At 54.9% G+C, this 18,736-nt stretch carries 18 protein-coding genes; 10 read left to right on the top strand and 8 right to left on the bottom strand.

The features are described 5' to 3' along the window. Window positions 1-21 precede the first annotated feature (21 nt). Both hflD and purB read left to right on the top strand, forming a co-directional pair. Window positions 22-651, top strand: a complete 630-nt coding sequence (gene hflD / locus L2Y28_RS08300; protein WP_006809213.1) for a high frequency lysogenization protein HflD — start codon at window positions 22-24, stop codon at window positions 649-651. Between the two features lie 19 nt (window positions 652-670). Continuing rightward, the gene (purB, locus tag L2Y28_RS08295) at window positions 671-2,041 is read left to right on the top strand and encodes an adenylosuccinate lyase (protein ID WP_022647770.1); all 1,371 of its coding nucleotides are present in this window, start codon (window positions 671-673) and stop codon (window positions 2,039-2,041) included. Window positions 2,042-2,125: 84 nt separating this feature from the next. On the opposite strand, the gene L2Y28_RS08290 is transcribed toward purB, so the two are convergent. Then, window positions 2,126-2,518, bottom strand: coding sequence for a hypothetical protein (locus L2Y28_RS08290; protein ID WP_022647769.1), 393 nt, complete (start codon window positions 2,516-2,518; stop codon window positions 2,126-2,128). A gap of 473 nt (window positions 2,519-2,991) precedes the next feature. Between L2Y28_RS08290 and phoP the strand changes: the two genes are divergently transcribed. From phoP to L2Y28_RS08275, 3 genes are all read left to right on the top strand, one after another. Continuing rightward, on the top strand, window positions 2,992-3,663 hold the full coding sequence (phoP, locus tag L2Y28_RS08285) for a two-component system response regulator PhoP (protein WP_026094318.1): 672 nt from the start codon (window positions 2,992-2,994) through the stop codon (window positions 3,661-3,663). After that, complete coding sequence (gene phoQ, locus L2Y28_RS08280; RefSeq protein WP_022647768.1) at window positions 3,664-5,127, top strand: two-component system sensor histidine kinase PhoQ; 1,464 nt, start codon at window positions 3,664-3,666, stop codon at window positions 5,125-5,127. Window positions 5,128-5,218: 91 nt separating this feature from the next. Next, the gene (locus L2Y28_RS08275) at window positions 5,219-6,340 is read left to right on the top strand and encodes a cupin domain-containing protein (protein WP_022647767.1); all 1,122 of its coding nucleotides are present in this window, start codon (window positions 5,219-5,221) and stop codon (window positions 6,338-6,340) included. Between the two features lie 92 nt (window positions 6,341-6,432). On the opposite strand, the gene L2Y28_RS08270 is transcribed toward L2Y28_RS08275, so the two are convergent. Next, window positions 6,433-6,924, bottom strand: coding sequence for a transposase (locus L2Y28_RS08270; RefSeq protein WP_022647766.1), 492 nt, complete (start codon window positions 6,922-6,924; stop codon window positions 6,433-6,435). Between the two features lie 97 nt (window positions 6,925-7,021). Beyond that, window positions 7,022-8,245 (bottom strand): peptidase T, encoded by a 1,224-nt coding sequence (pepT, locus tag L2Y28_RS08265; RefSeq protein WP_022647765.1) that lies wholly within the window; start codon window positions 8,243-8,245, stop codon window positions 7,022-7,024. Window positions 8,246-8,482: 237 nt separating this feature from the next. Here pepT and potA point away from each other — a divergent pair, with 237 nt between their 5' ends. From potA to potD, 4 genes are read left to right on the top strand one after another with little or no spacing between them, the layout of a single operon-like run. After that, window positions 8,483-9,631, top strand: a complete 1,149-nt coding sequence (gene potA, locus L2Y28_RS08260; protein WP_162882538.1) for a spermidine/putrescine ABC transporter ATP-binding protein PotA — start codon at window positions 8,483-8,485, stop codon at window positions 9,629-9,631. Beyond that, the gene (gene potB, locus L2Y28_RS08255) at window positions 9,615-10,472 is read left to right on the top strand and encodes a spermidine/putrescine ABC transporter permease PotB (protein ID WP_022647763.1); all 858 of its coding nucleotides are present in this window, start codon (window positions 9,615-9,617) and stop codon (window positions 10,470-10,472) included. Before potA ends, potB begins: the two co-directional genes overlap by 17 nt. Next, on the top strand, window positions 10,469-11,260 hold the full coding sequence (potC, locus tag L2Y28_RS08250) for a spermidine/putrescine ABC transporter permease PotC (RefSeq protein WP_022647762.1): 792 nt from the start codon (window positions 10,469-10,471) through the stop codon (window positions 11,258-11,260). Before potB ends, potC begins: the two co-directional genes overlap by 4 nt. Beyond that, a complete protein-coding gene (gene potD / locus L2Y28_RS08245; RefSeq protein WP_022647761.1) occupies window positions 11,257-12,291 on the top strand; it encodes a spermidine/putrescine ABC transporter substrate-binding protein PotD in 1,035 nt (344 codons plus the stop codon). The genes potC and potD overlap by 4 nt, the downstream gene beginning before the upstream one ends. 34 nt (window positions 12,292-12,325) lie before the next feature. Here the strand turns inward: potD and cobB are convergent, their stop codons facing one another. The 5 genes from cobB to lolC are packed head-to-tail and all read right to left on the bottom strand — an operon-like array spanning window position 12,326 to window position 17,265. After that, a complete protein-coding gene (cobB, locus tag L2Y28_RS08240) occupies window positions 12,326-13,147 on the bottom strand; it encodes a Sir2 family NAD+-dependent deacetylase (RefSeq protein WP_022647760.1) in 822 nt (273 codons plus the stop codon). A 14-nt stretch (window positions 13,148-13,161) separates the two neighbouring features. Continuing rightward, window positions 13,162-14,073: an N-acetylglucosamine kinase gene (nagK, locus tag L2Y28_RS08235; RefSeq protein WP_022647759.1), complete on the bottom strand. Its 912-nt coding sequence runs from the start codon at window positions 14,071-14,073 to the stop codon at window positions 13,162-13,164. A gap of 54 nt (window positions 14,074-14,127) precedes the next feature. Beyond that, the gene (gene lolE, locus L2Y28_RS08230; protein ID WP_022647758.1) at window positions 14,128-15,372 is read right to left on the bottom strand and encodes a lipoprotein-releasing ABC transporter permease subunit LolE; all 1,245 of its coding nucleotides are present in this window, start codon (window positions 15,370-15,372) and stop codon (window positions 14,128-14,130) included. Then, the gene (gene lolD, locus L2Y28_RS08225) at window positions 15,372-16,073 is read right to left on the bottom strand and encodes a lipoprotein-releasing ABC transporter ATP-binding protein LolD (RefSeq protein ID WP_022647757.1); all 702 of its coding nucleotides are present in this window, start codon (window positions 16,071-16,073) and stop codon (window positions 15,372-15,374) included. The genes lolE and lolD overlap by 1 nt, the downstream gene beginning before the upstream one ends. Beyond that, on the bottom strand, window positions 16,066-17,265 hold the full coding sequence (lolC, locus tag L2Y28_RS08220; RefSeq protein ID WP_017384712.1) for a lipoprotein-releasing ABC transporter permease subunit LolC: 1,200 nt from the start codon (window positions 17,263-17,265) through the stop codon (window positions 16,066-16,068). The genes lolD and lolC overlap by 8 nt, the downstream gene beginning before the upstream one ends. Before the next feature lie 256 nt (window positions 17,266-17,521). Here lolC and L2Y28_RS08215 point away from each other — a divergent pair, with 256 nt between their 5' ends. Continuing rightward, entirely contained in the window at window positions 17,522-18,595 is a 1,074-nt protein-coding gene (locus tag L2Y28_RS08215; protein WP_022647756.1) for an acyltransferase family protein, read from the top strand. Window positions 18,596-18,736 lie beyond the last annotated feature (141 nt).

The following is an 18,736-nucleotide window of genomic DNA, read 5'->3' as shown; positions in this document are numbered from 1 at the left end:
TGCACACATAAAGGAGACCGTGTGGCGAAGAACTATTACGACATCACCCTGGCGCTGGCGGGAATTTGCCAGTCAGCCCGTCTGGTGCAACAGCTGGCGCATCAGGGTCATTGCGATGCTGATGCCCTGCACGTTTCACTCAACAGCGTTATCGATCTTAACCCAGGCTCCACGCTGGGCGTCTTTGGCGGCAGTGAAACCAATCTTCGTCTCGGTCTTGAAACCCTGCTCGGCGTGCTCAACGCCAGCAACCGTCAGGGGTTGAACGCGGAACTGACCCGCTACACCTTAAGCCTGATGGTGCTGGAACGTAAGCTGAACGCTGCGAAAGGCGCAATGAATACCCTGGGCGATCGCATCGCCGGGCTACAGCGCCAGCTCGACCACTTTGACCTCCAGTCTGAGACCCTGCTGAGCGCGATGGCCGGTATCTACGTCGACGTAATTAGCCCGCTCGGCCCGCGTATTCAGGTCACCGGTTCGCCTGCCGTATTGCAAAGCCCACAGGTACAGGCGAAGGTACGCGCTTCGCTGCTGGCAGGCATCCGTGCCGCCGTGCTGTGGCAACAGGTCGGCGGTGGCCGCCTACAGCTCATGTTTTCTCGTCATCGCCTGACGACTCAGGCAAAACAAATTCTTGCTCATTGTTAACCTCCCGGAGTTGCGAATTATGGAATTATCCTCACTGACCGCCGTATCCCCTGTCGATGGACGCTACGGCGATAAAGTCAGCGCGCTGCGCGGGATCTTCAGCGAATATGGCCTGCTGAAGTTCCGTGTTCAGGTTGAAGTGCGCTGGCTGCAAAAGCTGGCCGCCCAGACAGCAATCAAGGAAGTTCCTGCTTTTGATGCTAAGGCAAACGATTACCTTGATAAAATCGTTGCTGAGTTCAGCGAAGAAGATGCCGCGCGTATTAAAACCATCGAACGCACCACCAACCACGACGTGAAAGCGGTTGAATACTTCCTGAAAGAGAAAGTGGCAAGCATCCCTGCCCTGCACGCGGTATCTGAATTTATTCACTTTGCCTGTACCTCTGAAGATATTAACAACCTGTCTCACGCGCTGATGCTCTCTACCGCACGCAAAGAGGTGGTACTCCCTTACTGGCGTAAAATCATCGATGCGGTGAAAGCGCTGTCCGTGGAGTACCGCGATATTCCGCTGTTGTCCCGTACTCATGGCCAGCCAGCAACCCCATCCACCATGGGTAAAGAGATGGCGAACGTGGCGTACCGCATGGAACGCCAGTATCGTCAGCTGGAGCAGGTTGAGATCCTCGGCAAAATCAACGGCGCGGTGGGTAACTACAACGCCCACATCGCGGCGTACCCGGAAGTGGACTGGCACCAGTTCAGTGAAGAGTTCGTGACGTCTCTGGGGATCCAGTGGAACCCGTACACCACCCAGATTGAGCCGCACGACTACATCGCTGAGCTGTTTGACTGCATTGCGCGCTTCAACACCATCCTGATCGACTTCGATCGTGACGTCTGGGGCTACATCGCCCTGAACCACTTCAAGCAGAAGACCATCGCCGGGGAAATCGGTTCGTCCACCATGCCGCACAAAGTGAACCCAATCGACTTCGAAAACTCCGAAGGTAACCTGGGCCTGGCGAATGCCGTGTTGCAGCATATGGCAAGTAAGCTGCCGGTCTCCCGCTGGCAGCGCGACCTGACTGACTCCACGGTGCTGCGTAACCTGGGCGTGGGTATTGGCTACGCGCTGATCGCCTACCAGTCCACCCTGAAGGGTGTGAGCAAGCTGGAGGTGAACCGCGACCGTCTGCTGGACGAGCTGGATCACAACTGGGAAGTGCTGGCGGAGCCGATTCAGACCGTGATGCGTCGTTATGGCATCGAAAAACCGTACGAGAAACTCAAAGAGCTGACCCGCGGTAAACGCGTTGATGCTGAGGGTATGAAACAGTTTATCGATGGTCTGGCGCTGCCCGAAGAAGAAAAAGCGCGCCTGAAAGAGATGACCCCGGTAAACTATATTGGCCGCGCCATTACTATGGTTGACGAGCTGAAGTAATCACCCTCCCCCTTTCCACCCGGAAAGGGGGCTGCTTTTCATCATCGTGTCGACGTTCACACCCCGTTACAGGCTCTGCCGGGATTACAACCTGTTGTCAGGCTGGTTGTTATTTTTCGCCGTGGAATAACTTTCCGGAATATATCGTTTTAAGCCGAACGGGCACAGCCTGAACTGGCACGGGGTCTCAACCGTGCATGGCCGATCCATCTCCTGCCGGTTACCTGGACACGCGTTTTTCTGTTTGAACCCCATCCAGCCTATTGATGTATAGGGCATTGCCTGCGCTATCCATACCCTACGCCGCCGATCGTTAATCAGGATACCCTGGTTTGAGGTGGTGATGATTTCACCGGCACGAACGTAATAATCCCCTTTTAGCCAAAGGATATAATTCAGGCCATATTGTGTTTCAACTTTGCAAAAGATGGTTCCACTTTCCGGGCTCGCAATAGTCTCAACAACCTTCCATTCCATAGAATCCTCTTTACTCGCTATATTGCTGTTTAGTTGTGTAAAAATGCTGATTTTCTGGCACATCTTATGCAAATCTAATTTCGCACCATAAAATAAGCGTAGACAAAGACAGCCATAGTGAGAACATCCTTACAAAAAAAAGGGCAATCTTTACAAAACTGGCGTGCCCGTTCTGTCAAAAGCGACTCGCCTTCAACCGTTCATAAACGGATGGATGTTTTATCCGGATTGCGGAAGCGTGCGAAAACAAGTCAGTTTATATTACCCGCGCCTTCTGGGGGCGTATGAGGCTTATGTGAGGTGGGTGGGCGATATGAAACAGGATCAGGTCAACATACTTAATAATCAGATGCCTGGCGTAATGCCACCTGTCTTCGGAAGCATGAAAAAAATCATTTAATTTCATAACGCTGGTGTCAACCTGGATAATCAGCGTTAAACTATTCATACCATTTATAAAGGGAGAAATGATGATGCGCGTACTGGTTGTTGAGGATAACGCATTGCTACGTCATCACCTGAAAGTTCAACTTCAGGAGATGGGTCATCAGGTGGACGATGCTGAAGACGCAAAAGAGGCCGATTATTATCTCAATGAACACCTGCCGGACATCGCCATTGTCGATTTAGGGCTGCCGGATGAAGACGGATTATCGCTTATCCGCCGCTGGCGTAGCCATGACGTTTCCCTGCCGGTACTGGTGCTGACTGCTCGCGAAGGCTGGCAGGACAAGGTTGAAGTGTTGAGCGCAGGCGCAGATGACTACGTGACCAAACCCTTCCATATTGAAGAAGTCGCCGCGCGTATGCAGGCGCTGCTGCGCCGCAACAGCGGGCTGGCGTCACAGGTGATCTCTCTGCCGCCGTTCCAGGTGGATCTCTCCCGCCGCGAATTTTCAATTAATGATGAAGTAATCAAGCTGACCGCATTCGAATACACCATCATGGAAACGCTGATCCGTAACAACGGTAAAGTGGTGAGCAAAGATTCCCTGATGCTTCAGCTTTATCCGGATGCCGAACTGCGCGAAAGCCACACCATTGATGTGCTGATGGGCCGCCTGCGCAAAAAAATTCAGGCACAGTACCCGCACGACGTGATTACCACCGTGCGTGGTCAGGGCTACCTGTTCGAATTACGCTAAATGAAAGGGATTTTGCGCCATATTTTACCCCTTTCACTGCGGGTTCGCTTTCTGCTGGCAACCGCCGCCGTCGTGCTCGTGCTGTCCCTCTCTTACGGAATGGTGGCGTTGGTCGGGTACAGCGTAAGCTTCGATAAAACCACCTTCCGCCTGCTTCGCGGCGAAAGTAATCTGTTCTATACCCTGGCGAAATGGGAGAACAACCAAATCACCGTCGAGATGCCGGAAAACCTGAACCAGCAGAGCCCAACGCTGGCACTCATTTACGATGAAAAAGGAAAATTGCTGTGGGCGCAGCGCGACGTCCCCTGGCTGAAAAAGCGCATCCGTCCGGAATGGCTTAAAACCAATGGTTTTCACGAAATAGAAGCCGACCTCAACTCTACCAGCATCCTGCTGCGTGACGATCGGGCGTTACAGAACAAGCTCAATGAGATCCGCGCTGAAGATGACGACACGGAGATGACCCACTCGGTGGCCATCAACCTGTATCCCGCCACTCTGAACATGCCGCAGCTGACCATTGTAGTGATCGATACGATACCGGTTGAGCTAAAACGTTCGTATATGGTCTGGAACTGGTTCGTGTACGTTCTGGCTGCCAACCTGCTGCTGGTGATCCCTCTCCTGTGGGTTGCTGCGTGGTGGAGCCTCCGCCCGATTGAATCCCTTGCCAAAGAGGTGCGCGAGCTGGAGGAACATCACCGCGAGAAGCTTAACCCGGAAACTACGCGCGAACTGACCAGCCTGGTGCGCAACCTCAACCGCCTGCTGAAAAGCGAACGTGAACGTTACGACAAGTATCGCACGACGCTCACCGATCTTACGCACAGCCTGAAAACCCCGCTGGCAGTGATGCAAAGTACACTGCGTTCAATGCGCAGTTCGAAAATGAGCGTGGATGACGCCGAGCCGGTAATGCTGGAGCAAATCAGCCGTATTTCACAGCAGATTGGTTATTACCTGCACCGCGCGAGCATGCGTTCCGGAAGCGCCTTATTGAGCCGTGAACTGCACCCGGTAGCCCCGCTGCTGGATAACCTCACCTCTGCGCTGAACAAGGTTTACCAGCGTAAAGGGGTAAACATCAGTCTGGATATCTCACCGGAAATAAGCTTTGTTGGCGAGAAGAATGACTTTATGGAAGTGATGGGAAATCTGCTCGATAACGCCTGCAAATATTGTCTGGAGTTTGTCGAGGTCTCCGCGCGCGTAACGGATAACGAACTGCATATTATCGTTGAGGATGATGGTCCTGGCATTCCCCATAATAAACGCGAAGTGGTATTCGATCGCGGTCAGCGCGCCGATACGCTGCGCCCGGGCCAGGGTGTCGGATTATCCGTCGCCCGGGAAATTGTCGATCAGTACGAGGGCAAGATTGAAACCGGCGAAAGTCTGCTGGGCGGTGCCCGTATGGAAGTCATTTTTGGCCGCCAACAGCCCGTATTGAACGATAGTTAACCCGAAATGTGAAAAATACGCGGATCTCGCAGCCAGGGGTCGGTGCTTCCGTTATAATCCGTCTCAGTAAGAGCCTGCGGAATACAAAAATATGGATTATCAATTAACGCTTAACTGGCCCGAATTTATTGAACGTTACTGGCAAAAACGCCCGGTCGTTCTTAAACGCGGGATCAGCAATTTTATCGACCCTATTTCTCCTGACGAACTCGCTGGTCTGGCGATGGAAAACGAGGTAGACAGCCGTCTGGTGAGCCATCAGGACGGGAAATGGCAGGTCAGCCACGGTCCCTTTGAAAGCTACGATCACCTGGGCGAAAGCAACTGGTCTTTACTGGTGCAGGCGGTCAACAACTGGCACGAACCCACCGCAGCCTTGATGCGTCCCTTCCGCGCCCTCCCAGACTGGCGAATGGACGATCTGATGATCTCCTTCTCTGTTCCCGGTGGCGGCGTGGGTCCGCATCTTGATCAGTACGACGTGTTTATCATTCAGGGTACAGGTCGCCGTCGCTGGCGAGTAGGCGAAAAAGTGCCAATGAAGCAGCACTGCCCGCACCCGGATCTGCTTCAGGTTGATCCGTTTGAAGGGATCATTGATGAAGAGCTGGAGCCAGGCGACATTCTGTATATCCCGCCAGGCTTCCCGCATGAAGGTTATTCCCTTGAAAACTCGCTAAACTATTCGGTTGGTTTCCGCGCGCCAAGCGGCCGCGAGATGATCAGCGGATTCGCTGACTATGTTTTACAGCGCGAGCTGGGCAGCCATCGTTACAGCGATCCGGATGTTCCGGCGCGTGAGCACCCGGCCGATATTCTGCCAGAGGAGCTGGATAAGCTGCGCGGTATGATGCTGGATCTGATCAACGAACCGGAGCACTTCAGACAGTGGTTTGGCGAGTTTATCAGCCAGTCGCGTCACGAACTGGACGTCGCACCGCCAGAGCCGCCGTATCAGGCAGATGAAATTTATGATGCCCTCCAGCAGGGCGATAAGCTGGTTCGTCTGGGCGGATTACGTGTATTGCGCATTGGCGAAGAGGTATTCGTCAACGGCGAGCGCCTGGACTCTCCACACCGTCCGGCACTGGAAGCGATTGCCAGCCATATGGTGCTGTCTGCGGATACCTTTGGCGACGCGCTGGACGATCCCTCCTTCCTCGCCATGCTGGCCGCGCTGGTTAACAGCGGGTACTGGTTTTTTGAGGACTGAGTCATGATGTTTGCCGGGTGGCGGCTACGCCTTACCCGGCCTACAAAAGCCGTTCCCGTAGGCCCGGTAAGCGATGCGCCACCGGGCTTTTTTTACTTCCGCTCCCCCGCCGCAAAATCCTCAATCTCACCCGCCCAGTCTGCCGGATATAACCCCTCCCGCACGTCCCGATGAAACGTTGAATAGGGCCAGTCGACGACTTTCCCGACATAGCCATGCTTCAGCGGATTGATGTAGACGTAATCCATATGCCGCCGGTAATCCTGTTCATTGCGAATGGTGTGTTCCCAGAAACGCGGTTGCCAGACGTGGCGCATCTCAATGTTGCGGCTAAACATTTTTTTGATGTCGCGCCAGCGCGCCGAAAAGTCACTGTCCCCTTCCGGTAAGGTCCAGATACAGTGCATATGTTCAGGCAGGATAACCCAGGCGTTAATGGTGAAGGGCTTCGCATGCTTAACCGTGGCGGTAGCGGAACGCAGGCTGTCGATGTGGCGGGTAAGTAAATCGCTCTGGCGGTTTTGCAGATTGACGGTGAAAAACCAGGTCCCACCGGGGATGTAGTGGCGGCGGTAGTTTGACATTGGCACTCCTTGCCCATTGCCCGGTGGCGCTTCGCTTACCGGGCCTACGATCGAAATGTAGGCCGGGTAAGGCGTAGCCGCCACCCGGCATGAAACATTACCGCTTCGCGGTTAACTCTGCTATCCGCACAATCACCTGCACCGCTTTTTCCATCCCTTCCAGCGTCACGAACTCATGCTTGCCGTGGTAGTTATATCCACCGGTAAACAGGTTCGGGCACGGCAGGCCCATAAATGACAGCTGCGAACCATCGGTTCCACCACGGATCGGTTTCATCACCGGCTCGATATCACAATCGCGCATCGCCTGTTGGGCGATATCAAGAATGTGCGGATGCTCCATCACCTTCTCGCGCATATTGTAATAGCTGTCTTCGATGATGAGCTCAATATAGCAATCCGGGTGCAGCCCCTTGCCGACCTTTTTCGCGATCTCCATCATCTTACGCTTGCGCGCTTCAAAGGCTTTGCGGTCAAAATCGCGGACGATATAGTGCATCTGCGCGCTGTCCACGTTCCCCTTGATGTTGGTCAGATGATAAAAACCCTCATACCCTTCCGTCATCTCCGGGCTCTCTTCGGCAGGAACTTCCGCATGAATACGCGCAGCCAGCGACAGCGCATTCACCATCACCCCTTTCGCAGAGCCCGGGTGCACGTTATTCCCGACGATTTTGATCGTCACCGATGCCGCGTTAAAGTTTTCATACTCAAGTTCACCCACGCCGCCACCGTCGACGGTGTAGGCCCACTGAGCGTTAAACGCCTCGACGTCAAAATGTTTCGCGCCTTTTCCTACCTCTTCATCCGGCGTGAAGGCCACGCGGATATCGCCATGTGGGATATTTTTGCCCTTCAGCACCGCCAGCGCCGTCATGATCTCGGCGATACCCGCTTTGTCATCGGCCCCCAGCAAGGTTTTGCCGTCGGTGGTGATTAACGTCTGCCCCAGCAGCTGATGCAGTACAGGGAACATCACCGGCGACAGCACTTCGTCGCCAATGCCCAGCGCAATATCTCCGCCGCGGTAGTTTTCAACAATCTGCGGATTAACGTGTTTACCGCTAAAATCAGGTGAGGTATCGACATGAGAAATAAAGCCAATCGCCGGGATATCTCCCTCAACGTTGGCCGGCAGCGTTCCCATCACGGTCCCCTTTTCACTGAGCGTGACATCAACCAGCCCCATGGCCTCCAGCTGCTCTTTCAGCAGATTTAGCAGCTTCCACTGGCCTTCGGTGCTTGGCACCTGTCGGACCCCCGGCTTAGATTGGGTATCCAGCGAAACGTAATGTAAGAAACGCTCAAGTAGTTTATCCATGCAGTCACCCTCACCTTTTGTGACAACATTATCATTAAGCAGCAAAACGCAAATATTGCGTCAGGTCACTTTTATCCCGCAAACGAGAACTTTTTACGTTTATATCGTTCTGCGTTAATAAATGTAGCTTATGAATAAGTGAGAAGGATTGGCGATTCAATGGGTTTGCCGTAGAATGTCCGCCCTCATTACGAGTCACCAAGGTGGTTACACACAAACCCCGCTTCAGTCTGCTGCCTGAGGCGTCTATATGGGACAGCGCGAAAATTGAATACACAACCCCGTTCCCTTTCACCGCTGGTGCAACTGGAACGAATTCGTAAAAGTTTCGATGGCAAAGATGTCATTTCCGATCTTAATCTGACCATCAATGACGGTGAGTTTCTCACGCTGCTTGGCCCCTCCGGTTGCGGCAAAACCACCGTCCTGCGCCTTATTGCCGGGCTGGAAAGCGTCGATAACGGCCATATCCATCTTGAGAACCAGGACATTACCCAGGTCCCTGCCGAAGATCGCCACGTCAATACCGTCTTTCAGAGCTATGCCCTGTTCCCGCACATGACCGTGTTTGAGAACGTGGCGTTTGGCCTGCGGATGCAAAAAACAGCCACCAGCGAGATCCCGCCGCGCGTTACCGAAGCCCTGCGCATGGTGCAGCTGGAGGCATTCGCCCAGCGCAAGCCGCATCAACTTTCTGGTGGTCAGCAGCAGCGTGTGGCTATTGCCCGCGCCGTGGTCAACAAACCACGCCTGCTCCTGCTGGATGAATCCCTCTCCGCGCTGGACTACAAGCTGCGCAAGCAGATGCAGAACGAGCTGAAAGCGCTTCAGCGTAAGCTCGGCATCACGTTCGTGTTTGTCACTCACGATCAGGAAGAAGCCCTGACTATGTCAGACCGTATCGTGGTGATGCGTGAGGGTAAGATTGAGCAGGACGGCACACCGCGTGAAATTTACGAGGAGCCGAAAAACCTGTTCGTCGCCAGCTTCATTGGCGAAATCAATATTTTCAACGCCACGGTGATTGAGCGTCTGGACGAGCAGCGCGTGCGCGCCAACGTGGAAGGCCGCGAATGCAACATCACGGTGAACTTTGCCGTGGAAAAGGGACAAAGGCTCAACGTTCTGCTGCGCCCGGAAGATCTTCGCGTCGATGAGATCCACGACACGGCTGACGCCGAAGGTCTGATCGGTTACGTTCGCGAACGCAACTACAAAGGGATGACCCTCGAATCCGTTGTGGAACTGGAAAACGGCAAAGTGGTGATGGTTAGTGAGTTCTTCAACGAGGACGATCCGGACTTCGACCACTCGCTGGCTCAGAAGATGGTCATCAACTGGGTAGAAAGCTGGGAGGTTGTACTGGCTGATGAAGAACACAAGTAAGTTCCAGAATGTGGTGATTGCCACGATCGTCGGTTGGCTTGTGTTGTTTGTCTTTCTTCCCAACCTGATGATCATCGTAACCAGCTTCCTGACCCGCGACGACGCGAACTTCGTCGCGATGGTCTTTACGCTGGACAACTACGCACGCCTGCTCGATCCGCTCTACTTTGACGTGCTGCTGCACTCGCTCAATATGGCGCTGATTGCCACCGTTGCCTGTCTGGTGCTGGGGTATCCGTTCGCGTGGTTCCTGGCTCGCCTGCCGCAAAAAGTGCGTCCGCTGCTGCTGTTTTTACTGATTGTGCCATTCTGGACCAACTCGTTAATCCGCATCTACGGGCTGAAAATCTTCCTCAGCACCAAAGGTTATCTGAACGAGTTTCTGCTGTGGCTTGGGGTTATTGATACGCCGATCCGCATTATGTTCACTCCGAGCGCGGTGATCGTCGGCCTGGTCTATATCCTGCTGCCGTTTATGGTGATGCCGCTTTACTCAAGTATTGAAAAGCTTGATAAACCACTTCTGGAAGCCGCGAGAGACCTGGGGGCCAGCAAGCTGCAAACCTTTATCCGCATCATTATCCCGCTGACCATGCCGGGCATTATTGCCGGATGTCTGCTGGTCATGTTGCCTGCGATGGGCCTGTTCTACGTGTCGGACCTGATGGGCGGGGCGAAAAACCTGCTGATCGGCAACGTGATCAAGAGCCAGTTCCTGAACATCCGCGACTGGCCGTTCGGCTCGGCCACCAGCATTACGCTGACGGTGGTAATGGGGCTGATGCTGCTGGTTTACTGGCGTGCCTCACGCCTGCTGAATAAGAAGGTGGAGCTGGAATGATCGGTCGACTGCTTCGCGGCGGTTTTATGGCCGCCATTTATGCGTATCTTTATATTCCGATAATCATTTTGATCGTGAACTCCTTTAACAGTTCACGCTTCGGGATCAACTGGCAAGGGTTTACCACCAAATGGTATGGCCTGCTGATGAACAATGACAGCCTGCTACAGGCCGCTCAGCACTCGCTGACGATGGCGGTATTCTCTGCCACCTTCGCGACGCTGATTGGCTCGCTGACCGCCGTGGCGCTGTACCGCTACCGTTTTCGCGGTAAGCCGTTCGTCAGCGGTATGCTGTTTGTGGTGATGATGTCCCCGGACATCGTGATGGCCATTTCACTGCTGGTGCTGTTTATGCTGCTGGGCGTCCAGCTCGGTTTCTGGTCGCTGCTGTTTTCGCATATCACCTTCTGCCTGCCGTTTGTGGTGGTAACCGTCTACGCGCGACTGAAAGGGTTCGACGTACGCATGCTGGAAGCGGCGAAGGATCTGGGAGCCAGCGAGATGACCATTCTTCGCAAAATCATCCTGCCGCTGGCGATGCCTGCCGTGGCAGCCGGATGGCTGCTCAGCTTTACCCTGTCGATGGACGACGTGGTCGTGTCCTCCTTCGTCACCGGGCCGAGCTACGAAATTCTGCCGTTGAAGATCTACTCAATGGTGAAAGTCGGTGTTTCACCCGAAGTGAACGCGCTGGCGACTATTCTGTTGGTGTTATCGCTGGTTCTGGTGTTTGCCAGCCAGGTTATTGCTCGTGATAAAACAAAATCTCAGGGGACACAGAAATGAAAAAAATGCTTGCCGCTGCGGCACTGGTGCTCGGAATGGGTGCCGCGCATGCTGATGACAGCAAAACGCTCTATTTCTACAACTGGACCGAGTATGTGCCGCCGGGCCTGCTGGAGCAGTTCACCAAAGAGACGGGCATCAAGGTGATCTATTCGACCTACGAGTCGAATGAAACCATGTACGCCAAGCTCAAAACCTATAAAGATGGCGCGTATGACCTGGTGGTGCCCTCGACCTATTTCGTCGACAAGATGCGCAAAGAAGGCATGATCCAGAAGATCGATAAAACGAAGCTAACCAATTTTTCAAACCTCGATCCTGAGATGCTAAACAAGCCATTCGACCCGAACAACGATTATTCCATTCCGTACATCTGGGGCGCGACGGCAATTGGCGTCAACAGCGATGCCGTTGATCCAAAAACGGTTTCATCCTGGGCTGACCTGTGGAAGCCGGAATACAAAAGCAGCCTGCTGTTAACCGATGATGCGCGCGAAGTGTTCCAGATTGCGCTGCGTAAACTCGGCTACTCCGGCAACACCACCGATCCGAAAGAGATCGAAGCGGCGTATAACGAACTGAAAAAGCTGATGCCAAACGTGGCAGCGTTCAACTCGGATAACCCGGCTAACCCGTATATGGAAGGTGAAGTGAATCTGGGGATGGTCTGGAACGGCTCTGCGTTTGTGGCGCGTCAGGCCGGTACGCCGCTGGAGGTGGTCTGGCCGAAAGAGGGCGGCATCTTCTGGATGGACAGCCTCGCGATCCCGGCTAATGCGAAAAACGTCGATGGCGCCCTGAAGCTGATTAACTTCCTGCTGCGCCCGGATGTGGCAAAACAGGTGGCGGAAACTATTGGTTACCCGACACCAAACCTGGCCGCGCGGAAGCTGTTAAGTCCTGAAGTGGCGAATGATAAATCGCTTTATCCGGACGCTGAAACCATCAGCAAAGGGGAATGGCAGAACGACGTCGGTGACGCGAGCCGCCTGTATGAAGAGTATTATCAGAAGCTAAAAGCAGGCCGTTAATGCACAACGGGCGACGCAAGGTCGCCCGTTACCCTTACAGCCCCTTCAGGAGTTTATCCACAAAGGCTGGCACCACCTCGCTGGCCAGACCGTAATGCTTCTCTTCAAACTCACTCCCGACCTGGCTTGGCTCCAGATTAAGCTCCACCGTATGGGCACCTTGCAGTCGCGCTTCGTGAACAAACCCCGCCGCAGGATAGACATGTCCTGAGGTACCAATGGCGATAAAGACGTCCGCCATGGCCAGGGCGCTGTAGATCTCATCCATTCCCAGCGGCATTTCGCCAAACCAGACCACATGGGGACGCAGACGCGAAGGGAACTGACAGCAGTGGCAGCGGTCTTCGTCCAGCACGTCCTCTTTCCACTCCAGCACCTGCCCACTCCATGCACACCGCACCTTGAGCAGTTCGCCGTGCATGTGAATGATGTTGTGGTTTCCGGCTCTTTCATGAAGATTGTCGATGTTTTGCGTCACCAGCAGAAAACGATCCCCCAGCGCCTCCTCCAGCTTTGCCAGCGCCAGGTGCGCCGCGTTTGGCGCAATCTCCGGCTGCTGAAGCTGGCGACGACGGGCGTTGTAAAACGCCTGAACCAGCGCCGGATCGCGGGCGAAACCTTCCGGCGTCGCCACATCTTCTACTCGGTGTTCTTCCCACAGCCCGTCCGCCGCGCGGAAGGTCTGAATACCGGATTCGGCGGAGATCCCCGCCCCGGTCAACACCACCACTCTGGGTTTATCCATCGCTTCTGGCATCATCCTGTCTCTGAAAAAGATCCGCTGACGCAGGCGTTCACGTAAGCGGCGTTTATTTTTGCGAAAACGGCTGAGTCGACCCTGGCGACGCGACAGCATAGTAACCTCGTAAACTAATCGGTGAGATGAAGGAATGCGGCTCCGCGCATGCCTCCTGCGTCCCCGTGTCGCGCACGCTCAATGCGCGGCACGCGGGCGACCGGCAATAAATGTCGGGGCAAACGCCCGGACAGCTGTTCCGTAATCGCAGTGAAATTTGACAGCCCTCCCCCGATCACCAGCAGATCCGGGTCGACGATGGTCAGGATATTCCCCAGACACACCGCCAGCAAATCAAGATAGCGCTCAACGTGCTCACGCGCCTGCGCGTCTCCCTGCTCCCACAGCGTAATGATTTGAGGGGCCTCAAGTTTCTGATGATAGAAGTGTTCATAAAGCCATGCAAACCCGCGCCCTGAAAGGTAACTCTCAATGCAGCCGTGCTGACCACAGCCGCAGCGGGTAAGCGGGAAATCACGACCAACGACGTCCAGCGCATCCACTGGCAGACGGATATGACCAAATTCTCCGGTAATGTAGCTGCGCCCGGTAATGGGCTTACCGTTAATGACAATCCCGCCACCGACGCCCGTTCCGAGGATCAGCCCCATCACCAACGGATAGCGACGAAACTCGTCGTTCCAGGCCTCTGAGAGAGCAAAACAGTTGGCATCGTTGTCTAAGCGCACGTCGCGCTCAAGGAGAGCAGAAAGATCGGCACGCAGGGGTTTGCCGCTGGCAGCAGGAACGTTGGCGGCATACAGCGTGCCGTCGTCGGTTTCGGGCATACCCGGTATACCAATGCCGACGCTGCCTTTGACGCCAAAGCGTTCATCCGCCTGCGCCACCAGCGCGGCAATGGCGGTTAAAAATTCATCGTAGCTATCGCGCGGCGTAGGCACGCGGGTTTCCCATTGTAGCTTAAGGTCTTTATCGAACACGCCGAGCGCAATCTTGGTGCCGCCAATATCAAATCCGTAATACATGATGCATTCCTCTGTTTGATTCAGCGGCCAAAAGACCGCTAAACCATGACGAAATTACTGGCCACTTAATACCCTCGCCGGATCAATTCGGCTTGCGCGACGCGCCGGATACCAGCTTGCCAGCAGACTCAGTAAAAGTGCTGTAACCAGCACATAAATGACGTCCAGCCAGTGCAGTTCAGACGGCAGGAAATCAATAAAATAGATATCGCCTGACAGGAATTGATGGCCGATAAGCGCCTCAATCCCGTTGATAATCGGCGTCAGCTGAAGAGACACCACCACGCCGATGACTACGCCGCAGAGACTGCCAAACAGCCCCGCCAGCAAACCGTACCAGACGAAGATGGCGCGAATAAGACCGTCTTTCGCCCCTAAGGTACGCAGCACGGCAATGTCGCCGCTCTTGTCCTTAACGGCCATGACCAGCGTCGAGACGATATTAAAGCACGCCACGCCAATCACCAGCACCATCGCCAGATACATAATCGCGCGGATCATCTGGATATCACGGTACATATACCCGTAAGTGCCGATCCAGCTTTTGATGTAGACATAGTTATTGGTCACGCTGCCAGCGTCACGCACCAGTGTATTGGCGTTGAAAACGTCGTTAACCTTAATGGCAATGCCCGTCACGCTGTCACTCATATCCAGATACTGGCGCGCATCTTCCAGCGGCACCATCGCGAAGCTGTGATCGAGCTGGCCGCTCAGCTGCAAAATACCGGTGACGTGCAGACGCACGCGCTTAGGCTGCTGTAATTTGTGATCAGCGCTGGCGTTCGGGATCATGATCGAGACCCAGTCGCCCTGCTTCACCTTCAGTGCATCGGCAACGCCTTTGCCCATGATGATCTGCTGTTCGCCAGCCTTAAAGTTTGCCCATGCGCCATTTTGCACATAGCGAGGCAGCGCGCTCAGACGCTCCTCCTGACGTGGATTCACCCCTTTCACCTGAATGGCGCGCAGGTTTACCCCGCTCTCTACCAGCCCGGTAAAGTTGATGTAAGGTGCAGCCGCCGCAATGCCGGGTACCTTTTCCACTTTGTTAAGGGCATCACGCCAGCTGGACCACGGCTGGTTAACCGGCTCGATTTCACCGTGGGGTACAACGGCCAGAATGCGGTTATTCAGTTCGCGCTCAAAGCCATTCATAGCGCTTAAGCCCACGATTAGAACCGCCACGCCCAGGGCGATACCGATGGTGGAGATCACGGAAATAAGGGAAACCATCCCGCTCCGGCGACGACCGCGGCTAAAGCGTAACCCAATGAGTAACGATAACGGTGAAGCCATTACTCCGCTCCCATCAGCGTCAGTTCTGCATTCAGACGACCGTCGCGCATTTCCAGCTGACGGCCCATCCGCTTAGCCAGCTGCAAATCGTGCGTGACCACCAGAAACGCGGTTCCCTGCGCGGCGTTCAGTTCGCCGAGAAGCTGGAAAATGCTGTCTGCGTTACGCGCATCGAGATTACCTGTCGGCTCATCCGCCAGCACCAGGCGCGGGTTGTTGACCAGCGCACGGGCGATGGCCACACGCTGACGCTCGCCGCCGGAAAGCTCCGACGGACGGTGATTCCCGCGATGACCCAGCCCTACCGCGTTTAGCATGTCGCTGGCGCGGGCATTGATTTCTGCGGGTTTCTTTTTACCAATCAGCAGCGGCATTGCGACGTTTTCCAGCGCCGTAAAGTCCGGCAGCAGATGGTGGAACTGATAGATAAAACCCAGCTCACGGTTACGCAGCTCGGCTTTCGCCGTAGACGACATTTTACTCAGCGGCTGCCCGGAAAAGATCACATCGCCTTCGGTTGGCGTGTCCAGCCCGCCCAGCAGGTGCAGCAGCGTACTTTTGCCGGAGCCGGAGCTGCCGACAATCGCCATCATCTCGCCTTCGCCCACGCTAAAACTCACATTGTGCAACACGTCGGTCTGCACAGTGCCTTCCTGATAGCGTTTGGACAGGTTGTCGCACTGCAACAGGATCTTATTCATAACGTAAAGCCTCAGCGGGTTGAGTGGCGGCAGCCCGCCAGGAAGGATAAAGCGTAGAGAGCAGCGCAATGGCCATCGCGGCCAGCGCAATACCGACCACCTGGAGCGGCTCGATAGCCACCGGCAGCGCCGCGCCATCAAGCAGCGCGCCGATAATAGGCATGAGATTGTTGAGCTGGCTGGCGAGCAGCGCACCCAGCGCCGCGCCGAGCAGCGCGCCGATGATGCCAGCGCTGGCACCCTGCACCATAAATACAGCCATGATCTGGCGCGGCGTCAGCCCCTGGGTTTGCAGAATGGCGACTTCGCCTTGCTTCTCCATCACCATCAGCCCGAGCGAGGTGATGATATTAAACGCGGCAACGGCCACGATCAGGCTCAGCAGCAGCCCCATCATGTTTTTCTCCATGCGCACGGCCTGGAACAGTTCGCCTTTGCGGTCGCGCCAGTCCTGCCATTTCGTTCCTTCCGGTAGCGTCTGCTGGCTAAGGGTATCCACCTTCAGCGGCGCATCAAGCCACAGACGCCAGCCGGTGATATTTCCCGCCGGGTAGCGCATCAGACGCGAGGCGTCCTGAATGTTAACCAGCATCTGGTAACCATCGACTTCGCTGTTCGCCGCAAACGTGCCAATCACGTTGAACAGGCGCTGGCTTGGCAGACGCCCCATCGGCGTAAACTGACTGGCTGAGGGCACCATCACGCGCAGTTGATCGCCACGGTTGACCCCGAGCTGCCCGGCAAGCTGCTCGCCGAGGATGACGTTGTATTTACCCGCTTCCAGGTCGGTTTGTTTCACATTGACCAGGAACGGCGTCAGCGGATCTTTTTGCGCCGGATCGATACCCAGCATCACCCCGACCGCCACGCTGCGGGCGCTTTGCAGCACCACATCGCCCGTCGTGAGGGGCGCAACGCGCGTGACACCCTGTAACTTCACCGCGCTTTCCGGCAGCTGTTGCGGGTTAACGGAGCCCTGAGTGGAAGAGAGAACGGCCTGCGGCATCAGCCCCAGGATATTGTTTTGCAGCTCGCGCTCGAAGCCGTTCATGACGGAAAGCACCGTCACCAGAGCCATCACGCCAAGCGTAATGCCAATAGTCGAAAGCCAGGAGACAAAGCGACCGAAGCGGTCCGCGGCGCGCCCACGCATGTAACGTAAGCCTATGAAGAGTGCGACAGGTTGATACATGAAATCCGTCTGTTTGCTGATAGCAGACCCACGAGTATATAAGCGAATCCGCTAAGCGTAAATGACTGAAACCGTAAGATTCGGTAATCATTTTTCCGAAAAATTCAGATAAATCATCATGCTACTGATTGAACTTCCGCCATACAGCCTCCACCTTTTCCGAAAATCGTCCTGATACAGACTGTTACCCGTTACATCGGGGTTTCATTTTACAACAATCGACCTTTCGTTTATGGCAACAAGGTCGTCACGCACAATGAAACAAAAAGCATTATGGATTAACCAGATAAAAGGGCTGTGCATCTGCCTGGTGGTGATTTACCACTCGGTGATCACCTTTTATCCTCACCTGGACGGGCTACAGCATCCGTTATCGGGCCTGCTCGCCAAATGCTGGGTCTATTTTAATCTTTACCTCGCCCCGTTCCGTATGCCGGTGTTTTTCTTCATCTCCGGCTATTTGATTCGTCGATATATTGACGAGGTGAACTGGCGCACCAGTCTCGACAAGCGGATCTGGAGCATTGTCTGGGTGCTGGCCCTGTGGGGCGTCCTGCAATGGCAGGCGCTGACCCATCTGAATGCCTGGCTCGCCCCCGAGCGTGAACTGGCGACAGCATCCAATGCGGCCTACGCCGATTCCGTTTCAGGGTTTGTACTGGGAATGCTCACGGCCAGCACCAGCCTGTGGTACTTGTACGCCTTAGTAGTCTACTTCACGCTCTGTAAACTGCTGAGCCGCTGGAAACTGCCGATGCTGGGGCTTCTGGCGCTGGCAAGCATCGCCATTAACTTCCTGCCTTTACCATGGTGGGGAATGAACAGCGTGGTGCGCAACATGATCTACTACAGCCTCGGCGCATGGTACGGCGCGCAGTTGATGACGTGGATGAAAGGGATGAATTTGCGCCGCAGCTGGCTGGTACTTATCGCCTCTGGCGCGGTGTCGGTTGTGCTATGGTTCGCTAATGTTCCTCTGCCGCTATCACTGCTGTCGATCGTGGTCATCATGAAGCTCTTTTACAGCTTCGAGCAGCGTTATGCCGTTCATCCCAATAATCTACTGAACGTCATCGGTTCAAACACCATCGCGATTTATACCACCCACCGCATTTTAATTGAGGCGTTTAGCCTGCTCCTGATTCGCGAAATGAATGCGGCGTACTGGCCGATCTGGGCGGAGTTAACGCTGATTCTGGTCTATCCGTTCGTCAGCCTGCTCGTCTGCACGCTGGTTGGACTGGGCGCACGTAAGCTCTCGACCGCCCTCTTTGGCGACCTTTTCTTCTCCCCTCCCGCACGGCTTACGCCACAGCTCGCCAGCCGCTAACCTACCCTGCCCCCATCCGGGGGCACTTTTCCTCTTGTGCGGTTACGATTTGCTTATGCAAAACGATCGAGGATAATAAAGACATTGCGTATCAGTGATATGCCCCAATACTGTTGGTATATCCCCAAGAGACCCTGACAT

The organism is Enterobacter sp. JH25 (assembly GCF_021725435.1).
GTDB lineage: Bacteria > Pseudomonadota > Gammaproteobacteria > Enterobacterales > Enterobacteriaceae > Enterobacter > Enterobacter intestinihominis.
This window is presented reverse-complemented; position numbering and strand designations above follow the sequence as displayed.

Excerpts from the sequence above, each read along its gene's own strand:
- purB (WP_022647770.1), top strand. The coding sequence starts at position 671 with ATGGAATTATCCTCACTGACCGCCGTATCCCCTGTCGATGGACGCTAC.
- L2Y28_RS08290 (WP_022647769.1), bottom strand. The coding sequence starts at position 2,518 with ATGGAATGGAAGGTTGTTGAGACTATTGCGAGCCCGGAAAGTGGAACC.
- phoP (WP_026094318.1), top strand. The coding sequence starts at position 2,992 with ATGCGCGTACTGGTTGTTGAGGATAACGCATTGCTACGTCATCACCTG.
- phoQ (WP_022647768.1), top strand. The coding sequence starts at position 3,664 with ATGAAAGGGATTTTGCGCCATATTTTACCCCTTTCACTGCGGGTTCGC.
- L2Y28_RS08275 (WP_022647767.1), top strand. The coding sequence starts at position 5,219 with ATGGATTATCAATTAACGCTTAACTGGCCCGAATTTATTGAACGTTAC.
- L2Y28_RS08270 (WP_022647766.1), bottom strand. The coding sequence starts at position 6,924 with ATGTCAAACTACCGCCGCCACTACATCCCCGGTGGGACCTGGTTTTTC.
- pepT (WP_022647765.1), bottom strand. The coding sequence starts at position 8,245 with ATGGATAAACTACTTGAGCGTTTCTTACATTACGTTTCGCTGGATACC.
- potB (WP_022647763.1), top strand. The coding sequence starts at position 9,615 with ATGAAGAACACAAGTAAGTTCCAGAATGTGGTGATTGCCACGATCGTC.
- potC (WP_022647762.1), top strand. The coding sequence starts at position 10,469 with ATGATCGGTCGACTGCTTCGCGGCGGTTTTATGGCCGCCATTTATGCG.
- potD (WP_022647761.1), top strand. The coding sequence starts at position 11,257 with ATGAAAAAAATGCTTGCCGCTGCGGCACTGGTGCTCGGAATGGGTGCC.
- cobB (WP_022647760.1), bottom strand. The coding sequence starts at position 13,147 with ATGCTGTCGCGTCGCCAGGGTCGACTCAGCCGTTTTCGCAAAAATAAA.
- nagK (WP_022647759.1), bottom strand. The coding sequence starts at position 14,073 with ATGTATTACGGATTTGATATTGGCGGCACCAAGATTGCGCTCGGCGTG.
- lolE (WP_022647758.1), bottom strand. The coding sequence starts at position 15,372 with ATGGCTTCACCGTTATCGTTACTCATTGGGTTACGCTTTAGCCGCGGT.
- lolD (WP_022647757.1), bottom strand. The coding sequence starts at position 16,073 with ATGAATAAGATCCTGTTGCAGTGCGACAACCTGTCCAAACGCTATCAG.
- lolC (WP_017384712.1), bottom strand. The coding sequence starts at position 17,265 with ATGTATCAACCTGTCGCACTCTTCATAGGCTTACGTTACATGCGTGGG.
- L2Y28_RS08215 (WP_022647756.1), top strand. The coding sequence starts at position 17,522 with ATGAAACAAAAAGCATTATGGATTAACCAGATAAAAGGGCTGTGCATC.